At 60.3% G+C, this 12,452-nt stretch carries 11 protein-coding genes; 9 read left to right on the forward strand and 2 right to left on the reverse strand.

Annotation, left to right across the window (positions count from 1 at the left end):
- Positions 1 to 11 precede the first annotated feature (11 nt).
- The gene (locus tag KD146_RS05610) at positions 12 to 896 is read right to left on the reverse strand and encodes a LysR family transcriptional regulator (RefSeq protein WP_249327756.1); all 885 of its coding nucleotides are present in this window, start codon (positions 894 to 896) and stop codon (positions 12 to 14) included.
- A gap of 93 nt (positions 897 to 989) precedes the next feature.
- On the opposite strand from KD146_RS05610, the gene KD146_RS05615 reads away from it, so the two are divergent.
- Both KD146_RS05615 and KD146_RS05620 read left to right on the forward strand, forming a co-directional pair.
- Positions 990 to 2,171, forward strand: a complete 1,182-nt coding sequence (locus KD146_RS05615; protein ID WP_212659125.1) for an MFS transporter — start codon at positions 990 to 992, stop codon at positions 2,169 to 2,171.
- Positions 2,172 to 2,334: 163 nt separating this feature from the next.
- Positions 2,335 to 2,472 (forward strand): hypothetical protein, encoded by a 138-nt coding sequence (locus tag KD146_RS05620; RefSeq protein ID WP_212657736.1) that lies wholly within the window; start codon positions 2,335 to 2,337, stop codon positions 2,470 to 2,472.
- 165 nt (positions 2,473 to 2,637) lie between these two features.
- Here KD146_RS05620 and KD146_RS05625 read toward each other — a convergent pair whose 3' ends face one another.
- Positions 2,638 to 3,291: a YoaK family protein gene (locus tag KD146_RS05625; protein WP_212657737.1), complete on the reverse strand. Its 654-nt coding sequence runs from the start codon at positions 3,289 to 3,291 to the stop codon at positions 2,638 to 2,640.
- A gap of 381 nt (positions 3,292 to 3,672) precedes the next feature.
- Here KD146_RS05625 and dnaE point away from each other — a divergent pair, with 381 nt between their 5' ends.
- The 7 genes from dnaE to KD146_RS05660 all read left to right on the forward strand — a co-directional run bounded on the left by dnaE (position 3,673) and on the right by KD146_RS05660 (position 12,452).
- The gene (gene dnaE / locus KD146_RS05630) at positions 3,673 to 7,128 is read left to right on the forward strand and encodes a DNA polymerase III subunit alpha (protein WP_212657738.1); all 3,456 of its coding nucleotides are present in this window, start codon (positions 3,673 to 3,675) and stop codon (positions 7,126 to 7,128) included.
- A 363-nt stretch (positions 7,129 to 7,491) separates the two neighbouring features.
- On the forward strand, positions 7,492 to 8,307 hold the full coding sequence (rpsB, locus tag KD146_RS05635) for a 30S ribosomal protein S2 (protein ID WP_212657739.1): 816 nt from the start codon (positions 7,492 to 7,494) through the stop codon (positions 8,305 to 8,307).
- 73 nt (positions 8,308 to 8,380) lie between these two features.
- Positions 8,381 to 9,310, forward strand: a complete 930-nt coding sequence (gene tsf, locus KD146_RS05640; RefSeq protein ID WP_212657740.1) for a translation elongation factor Ts — start codon at positions 8,381 to 8,383, stop codon at positions 9,308 to 9,310.
- Positions 9,311 to 9,512: 202 nt separating this feature from the next.
- Entirely contained in the window at positions 9,513 to 10,232 is a 720-nt protein-coding gene (gene pyrH, locus KD146_RS05645) for a UMP kinase (protein ID WP_212657741.1), read from the forward strand.
- A gap of 17 nt (positions 10,233 to 10,249) precedes the next feature.
- A complete protein-coding gene (gene frr, locus KD146_RS05650; protein ID WP_212657742.1) occupies positions 10,250 to 10,804 on the forward strand; it encodes a ribosome recycling factor in 555 nt (184 codons plus the stop codon).
- Between the two features lie 29 nt (positions 10,805 to 10,833).
- Positions 10,834 to 11,595, forward strand: a complete 762-nt coding sequence (uppS, locus tag KD146_RS05655) for an undecaprenyl pyrophosphate synthase (RefSeq protein WP_212657743.1) — start codon at positions 10,834 to 10,836, stop codon at positions 11,593 to 11,595.
- Positions 11,592 to 12,452, forward strand: a complete 861-nt coding sequence (locus KD146_RS05660) for a phosphatidate cytidylyltransferase (RefSeq protein ID WP_212657744.1) — start codon at positions 11,592 to 11,594, stop codon at positions 12,450 to 12,452. Before uppS ends, KD146_RS05660 begins: the two co-directional genes overlap by 4 nt.

Consider the following 12,452-nt stretch of genomic DNA (forward strand, 5'->3'; position numbering starts at 1 on the left):
AAATGACCGCATCACTCTATCAACGCCTCCAGCCAATCCAGAAATACCCCCAGACGCCGCAGGCCGGAGACGCGCGTCAGATACAGGGCAGAGATAGCCAGCGGTTCGGCCTGCAGTTGACTGGGAAATAACTCAACCAAATGCCCCGCAAGGATATCCTCTTCGATCATGAAGTCGGAAAACCGCGCGATACCCAATCCACCCAAAACCATCCGGCGTACGGCTTCTCCATTACCCGCGGTCATGGCGGGCGGCACCGTTACGGGTTCGGCCAGACCGGCGAAGTGCAGCGTGTTGATGTGATCTGGCGCAGCGAAACGCACTTGCTCCAGTTGGGCGAGGTCAACGGGCGTCTCAGGCCATCCGTGGCGATCCAGATATTCCGGTGTGGCCACCAACTTCCATGACGTGCGCCCGAGTGGGCGGTGCAACATATCGCTATCGGGCAGCTGGCCAAGCCGGATAGCCACGTCTGCGTGGCTGCCAATCAGGTCCACCACCGTATCCGTCATGTCGATAGACAACTGGATCTCAGGATACTTGGCGTGAAACTCGGCCAGGCGCGGGGCGAGGACATGTAGGACGTAAGGAACTGGTGCGTTGACACGCAGCGGTCCGGCCGGGGCCTGTCCACTGGTCGCGATCTCTTGCAGGGTTTCACTGCGGTCCAGGATCTCGCGCGCCTCAGCCAGTACGGCAGAGCCTTCGGGGGTAATTTCGATTGATCGCGTGGTGCGGCGCAGCAACGCGACCTTCAACTGCTCTTCAAGCCGCGTGACTGACCGGCTGAGTGTTGAGGCAGACACGCCCCTGCGCCGCGCGGATTCAGCAAAGCCGCCATCATCGACGATCCCGACAAAAGCGGCCAAATCCCCCATGCGCAGCAATTCGTGCATTTTCTGCAAAGATCTGTTCCAAGCTTGCCTGTTCTCGCAATAGATAGCGGCTGGCATATACGGCGTCGACATCAAATTTGTTGGAGAAAACCGATGCCACTAGCCCTCTGGGCGCTGACCATCAGCGCTTTCGCAGTCGGAACGACCGAGTTCGTTATCGTCGGCTTGCTTCCCACCATTGCTGCCGATCTCGGCGTCTCAATCCCATCCGCTGGCCTACTGGTCAGCCTCTATGCGCTTGGTGTAACCATCGGAGCGCCGGTGTTGACAGCGCTGGCTGATCGAATGCCCCGCAAGACGCTGCTATTGGTCTTGTTGGCGCTGTTCATCGTCGGTAACGCCTTTGCCGCCTTCGCGCCGGATTATAATAGCCTTGTCATCGCGCGCTTTATTACGGGCTTGGCTCACGGCGTGTTCTTTGCAATTGCTTCGACTATCGCGACAGATCTTGTGGAGCCTGAAAAGGAAAGTTCAGCCATCGCGCTGGTATTTCTTGGCTTGACCGTTGCGCTGGTCACCGGAGTGCCATTGGGCACCTTTATCGGTCAGAATTTCGGTTGGCAGTCCACCTTCCTGGGCGTCGTCGTGCTTGGCGTGATCGGCTTCATCGCCTCAGCCCTGCTGTTGCCCGCCAGGCTTAGCCGTACTGCATCGCCGGGACTAAAAGCGCAGTTGCAGGTGCTGACCTCACCGCGCCTGCTGCTGGTCTATCTGATCACGGCTGTCGGTTATGGCGGTAACTTCATTGCTTTCACCTTCCTTGCGCCGATGTTGAACGAAATCACGGGTCTGTCTGCGGGCGCGGTGAGCCTTGTGCTGCTGCTCTACGGTGCATCTGTCGCCGTGGGGAACATCGCAGGCGGCAAACTGGCTGACCGTATCGGTGCGGTGGCGTCCTTGACCGTGATCTTTGTTGGCCTTGCGATATCACTGGTCGCACTCGGTGCGGCCCTCACCAGTCCGATTGCAGCCATCGCGGTTGCAGCCTTCTGGGGCGGTTTTGCCTTTGCCAACGTGCCGCCGCTGCAATCTTACGTCGTGCAAATCGCACGCGAGGTCTCTCCGGGTGCGGTTGATGTGGCGTCTGGTCTGAACATTGGTGCGTTCAACCTCGGGATCGCCGGGGGCGCATGGGCCGGGGGGCTTGTGGTCGAAGGCATCGGCCTTGCCGCTGCACCCTACATCGCCGCTGGTGTGGTGTTTGTGGCGATCGTTCTGGTGCGCCTGTCGGGTGGCCTGAACGCGCCAGACCCCCAAGCCGTCGCAGCCGAATAACCTCGCTCGTCTCGCCGCATCATGGTGCGGCGAGACGAGCCAATGACATGGAGCTTCGTGTCATGTCCGCCCTGAATCTGATCTGAAAAGCCCGCCTGACCAACCCTCGGGCTGGTGTTGACGTGGGAATGGCCTTTGTCAGTCAACTCTGGATGGAGACTTCATGCCCAAGACAACCAAAATTGCTCTTGCTGCGTTCATCACCTTTTTCATGGCCCCGATCATTGGTGGTGTGATGGGGTTCATCAATGCCGGATCTGCTTTGTTGGCCCATTGGCCGGCGTCATTCATCATGGCCTGACCGGTCGCCTTTATCGTCAGTCAGGTCGTGAACCCGCTGGCGTTCAAGCTGGCCTTCATGGTGGCGCCGTCACGCAAGGCGTAACGTTGGGGTTACGGATTGGTTTGGGGCGGGCGGTTTGCAGTCCGACCCCGACTGCTCAGCCAGCAAACCTATCTGTGGGGCTCAGGCCATGACCTTGGCGGGGCGGCGCGCGATAAAGGCAATCATAAAGCCGAGATAAACCAAAGCGGGGACCAGCAGGGCGTTGATGCCGAGCATGGCATAGCCCAGTCCGCCGATCAGCGCCCCGATCATCAGTGAGTTCCAGACCAGCAGGTGCTGCAGCCAGCGCCAGGGTGGCGCCAGTCCGCGCAGCGCACGGGCGAAGTCCTGGCCGGCGGCAAATAGCGTACCGGTCACGAAGGTTGTGCCCAACCGCACGGAGCCGGTGGCCGGCAGAATGGCATTCTGCGCGCCCGCGCCAGCAGCCAGCACCAGCATGAACTGGGTTGCCGGAAAACCCAGCATGGCCAGCGCCAGGGTCAGCAGCACGCTCGCCAGCACCAAAGCTGTGACCGCGCCCGATCCCCAGCGGGCCCCCGCCAGCAATGCCAGCATCGAGCCAATAAAGCTGCCGATCACAAACAGCAGCACCAGCGACGCAGCGGTCGCGGCGATGGACCAGCCGCCATGAGCCAGCGCGTCACCGAGCTGGGTGGTGTTGCCACTCATAAAGGAGGTGTAGTGGCCGCCCAGTTCGATGAAACCGATCGCGTCGGCGAAGCCGGCAGCAGCAGTCAGCAACAGCCCCAGACTTAGTTGCGGGGTGGGGGTCATCGGGCTGGCGACATGGTGGTGAGACTCGCTGAGCTGAGGGTGATCAAAGACTGGTCGCTTCGATCCCGTGCGGCAAGGGTTTTGCGGCTTGCGTGCATCTCGATGTTAACAGTCTGCTAACCAGTGACCGCCAATCCCCGCTGTTCCCGCTAGTCACACTCGACAGGAACAAACATCGAACGTATAAGAACATTATAGCAACACGGGAGACGACGATGCTCACTTTCATCAAGGACTTTGCCGCATTCGTTACGCTGGGCGCCTTCACGATTGGTTCGCTCACCTGGATGGATATCATTGCCCGACTCGTGTGACGCTGGCTGTGGATTGCGGCATCGGGGCGGTATGATAATCGCCCCGAGCCGGTCATAAAGGTTCACCATGCACGGCCCCGGTTTTATCCATCTCCACGTTCACTCTGCCTATTCCCTGCTTGAGGGTGCGCTGCAGCTTGAGACCATTCTCAAACTCGCGGCCGCCGATGAGCAGCCGGCGCTGGGTATTGCCGATACCGGCAATCTGTTCGGGGCGTTGGAGTTTTCCGAAAAAGCCAGCAAGAAGGGCATTCAGCCGCTGGTCGGGGTTGAACTGGCGATTGATTTTGCGGCCAGCGAAGAGCGCGTCAACGAACGCGGCCACATCGCCTGGAGCGGCAAGTCCAGCGTGGTGCTGCTGGCCCAGAGCGAGGTGGGTTTCGGCAATCTGTCGCGACTGGTTTCGCAGTCCTATATTGAAGGCGACGGGGGCACGGCGCGGGCACAACTGGACTGGCTGTCGCGGGAGCGGCTCGAGGGGCTGATCTGTCTCAGCGGCGGCCCTGAGGGGGCCATCGACATGGCCTTCGCCCAGGGGCAGGATGCCAATGCGATCAAGCGGCTGGACCGTCTGGCGGAGCTGTTTGGCGAGCGCTTCTACATCGAATTGCAGCGCCATGGCCGGGTGCAGGAAGCAGCCGTGGAGCCGCGGCTGGTGGATTACGCCTACCGCAAGGGCATTCCTCTGGTCGCCACTAATGAGCCCTTCTTCAAATCGGCCAAGGAATTTGAGGCGCATGATGCGCTGCTGGCGATAGCCGGCGGCACCGTGCTGGCCCAGACCGAGCGGCGCAAGCTGAACGATCAGTACTATTTCAAGACCCGGGCCGAGATGGAGGCGCTGTTCTCCGATCTGCCCGAGGCGCTGAACTCCACGGTCGAGATCGCCCAGCGCGTGTCCTACCGACCGCAGACCCGCAAGCCCATCCTGCCCAAATTCGCCGCAGCGCCAGATCTGAGCGATGAAGACGCCGTGGCGGCCGAGGCCGACGCGCTGCGCGCCATGGCAGAGGAGGGGCTGCGCAACCGCCTTGAAGCCACAGGTCCGGCACCCGGCAAGACCGAGCAGGAATACTGGGAGCGACTGGAGTTCGAACTCGACATCATCCAGTCGATGAAGTTTCCGGGCTACTTCCTGATCGTGGCCGATTTCATTCGCTGGTCAAAATCGCAGGGCATTCCGGTCGGTCCCGGCCGTGGTTCGGGTGCTGGCTCGCTGGTGGCTTATGCCACCACCATTACCGACCTTGATCCGCTGGCCTACAATCTGCTGTTCGAACGCTTCCTGAACCCAGAACGCGTTTCGATGCCCGACTTTGACATCGATTTCTGTCAGGATCGGCGCGAAGAAGTCATTCGCTACGTGCAGCGCAAATACGGCACCGAACAGGTCAGTCAGATCATCACCTTCGGTACGCTGCAGGCGCGCGCTGTGCTGCGCGACGTCGGGCGCGTGCTGCAAATGCCCTATGGCCAGGTGGACCGCATCTGCAAGATGGTGCCCGCCAATCCGGCCGACCCCTGGTCGATCGAGCGCACCATGACCGAGGTCCCCGAATTCAAGGCGCTGAGCGAAGAAGACGAAACCGTGGCCGATCTGGTGGCCATCGGCAAGAATCTCGAAGGTCTGTTCCGCCACGCCTCGACCCACGCTGCCGGTATCATCATTGGTGACCGGCCGCTGCATGATCTGGCGCCGCTTTATCGCGATCCGCGCTCGGACATGCCGGTGTGCCAGTACAATATGAAGTGGAGCGAGGCCGCCGGCCTGGTCAAGTTCGACTTTCTGGGCCTCAAGACACTGACCACGGTGCAGTACGCGGTCAACATGGTCAATCTGGATGGCGGCAGCTTCCGGATTGAAGATATCCCGATCAACGACAAGCCGACCTACGAGCTGTATGCGCGGGGCGACACGTTTGGCGTGTTCCAGGTTGAGGGCGCTGGCATGCGTCGGGCGCTGCTCGACATGAAGCCCGACCGGTTCGAGGACATCATCGCTATCGTGGCGTTGTATCGTCCCGGTCCAATGGACAATATTCCGCTGTTCTGTGACCGCAAGCATGGTCGCGAGGAGGTGGAATACCCGCATCCAGAGCTGTCCAAGGTGCTCGACGAGACCTATGGCATTATCGTCTATCAGGAACAGGTGATGCAGATTGCGCAGCTGCTCAGCGGTTACTCGCTGGGTGAAGCCGATATGCTGCGCCGCGCCATGGGCAAGAAGATCAAGGCTGAGATGGACGCGCAGCGCGAGCGTTTCCGCGAAGGGGCGATCAAGCACGGTCTCAAGCAGTCGCTCGCCGACACAATTTTTGACCTGCTCGCCAAGTTCGCCAATTACGGCTTCAACAAGAGCCATGCCGCAACCTACGCCCTGGTGAGCTACCAGACCGCCTATCTCAAGGCGCATTATCCGCACGAGTTCCTGGCAGCGTCGATGACGCTGGATATGGGCAATACCGATAAGCTGGCCGAGTTCCGCAGCGAAGCCAAGCGCAACAAGATCGAACTCGTACCGCCCTGCGTGAACCGCTCACAGGTGGTGTTCTCGGTCAAGGACAAGGCCATTCTTTATGGCCTGTGCGCGGTCAAGGGCGTCGGTCGCCAGGTGGCCGAGCACATCATCGAGGTGCGTGGTGATACCCCGTTCAAGGACCTGGGTGACTTTGCTCGCCGGGTTGATCCGCGCGTGCTGTCCAAGCGGACACTGGAAACGCTGGCGAACGCCGGTGCGTTTGATGATATCGTGCCGCGGCGCGAAGTGGCCTTTGCGGCCATCGAAACCGTGATGGGCATGGCCCACACGCTGACCGCGGAGCGCAATGAAGGTCAGTGGAACATGTTCGACGCTGGCGAGCCTGAAACGCTGCGCCTGCCCGAAGGGGTGCCGAACTGGTCCACAACCGAACGTGCCGACCGTGAGCTTTCGGCCTTTGGCTTCCATCTGTCGGCCCACCCGCTCGATGCCTATTCCGACATGTTCGACAAGCTGCGGGTGCAGCGTTGGGGTGATTTTGAACGGGCCGTCAAGGATGGCGCCTCGGCGGGACGTCTGGCCGGGACCATTAGCGGTCGGCAGGATCGCCGGACCCGCAAGGGAACGCCGATGATGATCCTGACGCTGTCCGATCAGTCGGGCAGCTATGAAGTGATCGCGTTTTCCGAGCAGATTACCCAGTTCGGTGCCATTCTGCAGCCGGGCAAATCCGTGATCCTGCAGGTTGGCGCGGATGAGCGCGCTGAGGGCGTGAGCCTGCGGCTGCTGTCGGCCGAGCCCATTGATGGCATTGCCGAAAAGATCGACCGGCGCCTGACCGTGTTTGCTGCCAGTGCTGCGCCCCTGGGATCTATCAGTGCCCAGCTCAAGCGGGGCGGGGAGGGATCTGTCAATTTCGTGGTGATCCGCGATGGTGGTGCCCGTGAGTACGAGATCGAACTGCCCGGCACCTACCTGCTGACAACGGCCGTCGCCGGGGGGATCAAGGCGCTTGAAGGCGTGACGGATGTCCGCTTCCACTGATTGAAGCGTGGTGTCTGCCGTCCTAGACGACGGTGATGTGGCTGTCATGTCGGGTTCACTGGCTGACTGCCTTGGTGCGAACGCTTGTTGTGCGCTGATCACGACGTGTCAGTGCTTCGGGCGTTTGTCGTCTGCGTGTCGTGCGGCCCGCCGGTTTGCTTTCGCAAGGAATGGGCGTGGGGCAGGGCTTATCTCACTTGCCCTTTTTAGAGACATCGCCTATATCGCGCTTGCGTTTGACTGCGTGTCAGCGCGATTTCACACACGAGGCAGGCTTTTCGGGGAACCGAAGATCCATCCGGTGGCGGGATACCGTCGCAGCGCCTTGTGGAGGCATCAACCGGTAAACAAGGAGCAGCCCACATGGCACTGCCCGATTTCTCTATGCGTCAATTGCTTGAAGCTGGCGTCCACTTTGGTCACCAGAAGCACCGCTGGAACCCCAAGATGGAACGCTACATCTTTGGCGTTCGCAACGACATTCACATTCTCGATCTGAGTCAGACCGTGCCGGCTCTGAGCCGCGCCCTGCAGCTGATCAGCGACACTGTTGCTGACGGTGGCCGCGTGCTGTTCGTTGGTACCAAGCGTCAGGCTGCTCCGCTGGTAGCTGATGCTGCCAAGCAGTCGGCTCAGTACTTCGTGAACTCCCGCTGGCTCGGCGGCACGCTGACCAACTGGCAGACCATCTCGAACTCGATCGCCCGCCTGCGTACCCTGGAAGCCATGAGCGAAGACGAACTCGCTCTGCGCACCAAGAAGGAACGCCTGATGATGAGCCGCGAGCAGGAACGCCTTGAGCGTGACCTGGGCGGCATCAAGGACATGGGCAACCTGCCATCGCTGCTGTTCGTGATCGACACGAACAAGGAAGCCAATGCGATCAAGGAAGCTCGTCGTCTGGGTATCCCAGTTGTGGCTATCGTTGATACAAATTGCGATCCCGACACTGTCGATTATCCGATCCCGGGCAATGACGATGCGTCGCGCGCACTTGAACTCTACGTGTCGCTCGTCGCCAAGGCTGCCATTGACGGCATCGCCCGTTCGTCGTCCGACTTCGGCGCCGATCTGGGTGCTGTTGAGCAGGCTCCTGCAGAAGAACTGCCAGTTGAAGCAGCGCCTGCTGTTGAAGCTGCCGCAGAAGCACCTGCTGCCGCTGAACCAGCCGCCAAGTAAGTTCGCTACGACGAACTCTATATTGATTTGAACCATGCGGCCCCCTCAGACGGGGCCGCCAAGAGGTGACCCCATGGATATCACTGCAGGAATGGTCAAGCAGCTTCGCGACGCGACTGACGTCGGGATGATGGACTGCAAGAAGGCCCTGGTCGAAAACAATGGCGACATGGAAGCAGCAATCGACTGGTTGCGCACCCGTGGCTTGTCCAAGGCTGCCAAAAAGGCTGATCGTATTGCCGCCGAAGGCCTGGTCGGCATTGCCGCCGATGGCAAGAAGGCTGCCGTTGTCGAAGTGAACTCGGAAACTGACTTTGTTGCGCGCAACGAGCAGTTCCAGACCATCGTCGACAATATTGCCAAGCTGGCGCTCGACGCTGACGGCGACGCTGCCAAGCTCGGCGAAATGCCGTTCCCAGGCGCCGGTCATTCGGTTTCTGCCGAGTTGAACGAAGCCATCGCCAAGATTGGCGAGAACATGAACCTGCGTCGCACTGAGGTTGTCTCGGTCACTGATGGCGTGGTGGAAAGCTATGTCCACAATGCCGTCAAGGCAGGCCTGGGCAAGATCGGCATTCTGGTTGCACTGGAATCGACCGGCGACAAGGCTGCGCTGGCCACTCTGGGCAAGCAGCTGGCAATGCACATTGCAGCCACCAACCCGCTTTCGATCGATCCCGAAGACCTCGACCAGGACGTTGTGGCGCGCGAGCGCAGCATCATTCTCGAGCAGGTCAAGGAATCGGGCAAGCCCGCTGATATCGCCGAAAAGATGGTCGATGGCCGTATGCGCAAGTACTTCGAAGAAGTCACGCTGCTGGCACAGACCTTCGTGATCGATGGCGAGACCAAGGTCCGCGATGCGATCAAGAATGCCGAGAAGGATGTTGGCGCCCCGATCAAGCTGACCAAGTTCGTGCGCTATGCGCTGGGCGAGGGCATTGAGAAGGCCGAGAGTGACTTCGCTGCTGAAGTGGCTGCCACTGCCGGCGTGAAGAAGTAACGCCTTTAATGATTGCGGGTGGGCCCAAGGGCCCGCTCGCCGTTCTCCCGCCTGCCTTGATTTGGCCCGGGATCGAGCACAAAACCCTGTCTAAACTTGTTTCGACTGGTGTAGCGCTTTCTTTTGAAGGCGCTTTTGCCTTAGTGTCTGCCGGGCCGCCGGATTCGGTGCCCCACCGCTTTTTTCCGTAAGGGGTTCGTCGATGGTGCCTGCCTATAAACGCATTTTGCTCAAGGTGTCGGGTGAGGTGCTGGCCGGGGACCAGTCTTTCGGCATTGAACCCGAATTTCTCCAGTCCGTTGCCAAGCAGATCGCTGATGCCGCCAAGAACGGTTCGCAGATCGCTATTGTTATCGGTGCTGGCAATATTTTCCGCGGTATGGCTGTTGCGGCCAATGGCACTGATCGCGTGACCGCTGACCTGATGGGCATGCTGGGCACGGTGATCAATTCACTGGCCCTGAGCAATGCCATTGCCCGCCAGGGCATCAAGTCAAAGGTGTTTTCTGCGCTGAACATGCCCTCGGTCGCCGATAGCTTCACGGCACGCGCCGCCAAGGCTGCGCTGGATGAAGGGTTTGTCGTGGTGTGTGCCGGTGGTACCGGCAATCCGTTTTTTACGACCGATACGGCAGCGGCGCTCAAGGCCATCGAACTTGACTGCGACGTGTTGCTCAAGGGGACCAAGGTGGACGGCGTCTATTCAGCCGATCCCAAGAAGGATCCCAATGCGACCCGCTATGATACGATCAGCTATGATGACGTGATCGGTCAGAATTTGAAGGTTATGGACACAGCCGCATTCGCGCTTGCTCGTGATAATGGCTTGCCGATAATCGTGTATGCGCTTGACGACGAAGCCGGTCTGGCCGGTGTGCTGGCGGGGACTACCCGCTCTACGCGCGTTGGCTTGCCGCTCTAGACTGGAAGGACGGAAGAATGGCCTATAACCTGGACGACCTCAAAACCCGCATGCAGAAGTCGATTGCATCACTGCGCGACGAACTGGCTGGTTTGCGAACCGGACGGGCAAGCGCCAGTCTGCTCGAGCCCGTGACTGTTGAAGCCTATGGTTCGCGCATGCCGCTCAATCAGGTGGCGACCGTTACCGTGCCAGAGGCCCGCATGCTCAGCGTGCAGGTCTGGGATCGTGGTATGGCCAATGCCGTTGAAAAGGCAATCCGCGATAGCGGTCTGGGTCTGAACCCGATGGGCGAGGGGCAGATCATTCGCGTGCCGCTGCCCGAACTCAACGAAGAGCGCCGGCGCGATCTGACCAAGGTTGCCCATACCTATGCTGAAGCTGCCCGTGTTGCGGTGCGCCATATTCGCCGTGACGGCATGGACGCGCTCAAGAAGGCCGAAAAGGATGGCGATCTGGGTCAGGACGAGGCACGCTCGCAGTCCGATCTGGTACAGAAGGCCACCGATGCTGCTGTCGCTGATATCGATCAGGTCGTGGCAGCAAAAGAAGCGGAAATCATGCAGGTTTGACGCAAACCCGCTGCGCTGGGAGGGCGTAGATGTCTATTGATCCAGCCATCGTCGCCGAACCGGTGCAGCGGTCGCCTTTGCGCGTGCCGCAGCATCTCGGCGTCATCATGGATGGCAATGGGCGTTGGGCAACGGCGCGGGGCAAGCGCCGAACCGAAGGCCATGTCGAAGGGGTCAAATCCCTGCGCAAGATGGTCGAGCTGTGCATCACCTATGGCGTGGGACATCTGACGGTGTTCAGTTTCTCGTCGGAGAACTGGAGCCGGCCGCGCGAAGAAGTATCCTTCATCTTCAATCTGCTGCGGCGCTTTGTTGCCTCGGATCTGCAGCGACTGATCCGCAACAATGTCCAGGTGCGGATCATTGGCAGCCGGGATGGCCTTGAGCCCTCTTTGGTGCGCCTGATTGAGGACGTCGAAGCCAAGACAGCCGGCAATACCGGGCTGGTTCTGGTGGTCGCCTTCAATTATGGCGGCAAGGCCGAAATTGCCGAAGCAACACGACGCATCGCCCGCGAAGTGGCGGCCGGCCGGTTGTCTGCCGATGATATCGACGAGACCACCATCGAGGCGGCGCTTTATACGGCTGGTTTGCCCGATCCCGATTTGATCATCCGGACCAGCGGCGAACAGCGCATTTCCAATTTCCTGTTGTGGCAGGCGGCATATGCCGAGTTTGTCTTTGTGGATGAGCATTGGCCTGATTTTGATGAAGCCAGCTTTGTGCGGGTGCTCGAGACTTTCTCGCAGCGTGACCGGCGGTATGGCGGCATCGGGACGGAGCAGTCTTGAGTGATCCCAGCGAGCTTGGTTCAGAACCCTCCGGCGGTCGCCGCAGCCTGTGGTCAGATCTCGGTCCGCGGCTGATTTCCGCGATGGTCATGATTGCGCTGACCGTGGCGGCGCTATTTGTCGGCAGCTATTTCTTCGCCGCGGTCGTCGGTGCTGTATTTGCCGGCGCCTATCGCGAGTGGGAAACCATGGTCTCGCGTGCGCCGCTCACGCCGACGGGTATGGCGCTGATCGGCATTGTTGCCTTGTCTGGCCTGGTATTTCCGCTGTTTGGAGCCCTTGGCAGCCTGACGGTGATTGCCATTGGCTGTGTCATTGCATTGTTGGCTCGTGGTGAAGGCATGTGGTGGCGGGTCCTGGGCCTGCTGATCTATGGCGCCATTATCATCGCGGCTCTTGTCATGCGCGGCGACACCATGGCCGGTGTGTGGGCCGGGCTTTATCTCGGCACGGTGGTGTGGATGACCGATTCCGCGGCGTTCTTCACCGGCCGCCAGATCGGCGGCGAGAAGCTGGCTCCGGATATCTCACCGGGCAAGACATGGTCGGGGGCTCTGGGTGGCCTGGCGCTCGGCACCGGGGCAGGGCTGGTGATCTGGATTTTAGCGACGGATTCCCCGTGGTGGATCGGCTTGGCGTTGTCAGCAGCGATCAGCGTTCTGGGCCAGTTGGGCGATTTGAGCGAGAGTGCCGTCAAACGTCATTTCCGGGTCAAGGATAGCGGCGACATCATACCGGGGCATGGCGGGCTGATGGACCGACTGGACAGCCTCACATTTGGCGTGTTGCTGGTGTTGCTGGTCGGCACACTTCATCTCGGCTTCGGCTCCGTCGCTGAAGGGCTGCTCTACTGGTAG

This window comes from Devosia litorisediminis (assembly GCF_018334155.1).
GTDB lineage: Bacteria > Pseudomonadota > Alphaproteobacteria > Rhizobiales > Devosiaceae > Devosia > Devosia litorisediminis.

What these genes read in the sequence shown, in the direction of transcription:
- rpsB (WP_212657739.1), top strand. Translation starts at nt 7,492, where the DNA reads ATGGCACTGCCCGATTTCTCTATGCGTCAATTGCTTGAAGCTGGCGTC.
- pyrH (WP_212657741.1), top strand. Translation starts at nt 9,513, where the DNA reads ATGGTGCCTGCCTATAAACGCATTTTGCTCAAGGTGTCGGGTGAGGTG.
- KD146_RS05610 (WP_249327756.1), bottom strand. Translation starts at nt 896, where the DNA reads ATGCACGAATTGCTGCGCATGGGGGATTTGGCCGCTTTTGTCGGGATC.
- dnaE (WP_212657738.1), top strand. Translation starts at nt 3,673, where the DNA reads ATGCACGGCCCCGGTTTTATCCATCTCCACGTTCACTCTGCCTATTCC.
- KD146_RS05620 (WP_212657736.1), top strand. Translation starts at nt 2,335, where the DNA reads ATGCCCAAGACAACCAAAATTGCTCTTGCTGCGTTCATCACCTTTTTC.
- tsf (WP_212657740.1), top strand. Translation starts at nt 8,381, where the DNA reads ATGGATATCACTGCAGGAATGGTCAAGCAGCTTCGCGACGCGACTGAC.
- frr (WP_212657742.1), top strand. Translation starts at nt 10,250, where the DNA reads ATGGCCTATAACCTGGACGACCTCAAAACCCGCATGCAGAAGTCGATT.
- uppS (WP_212657743.1), top strand. Translation starts at nt 10,834, where the DNA reads ATGTCTATTGATCCAGCCATCGTCGCCGAACCGGTGCAGCGGTCGCCT.
- KD146_RS05615 (WP_212659125.1), top strand. Translation starts at nt 990, where the DNA reads ATGCCACTAGCCCTCTGGGCGCTGACCATCAGCGCTTTCGCAGTCGGA.
- KD146_RS05625 (WP_212657737.1), bottom strand. Translation starts at nt 3,291, where the DNA reads ATGACCCCCACCCCGCAACTAAGTCTGGGGCTGTTGCTGACTGCTGCT.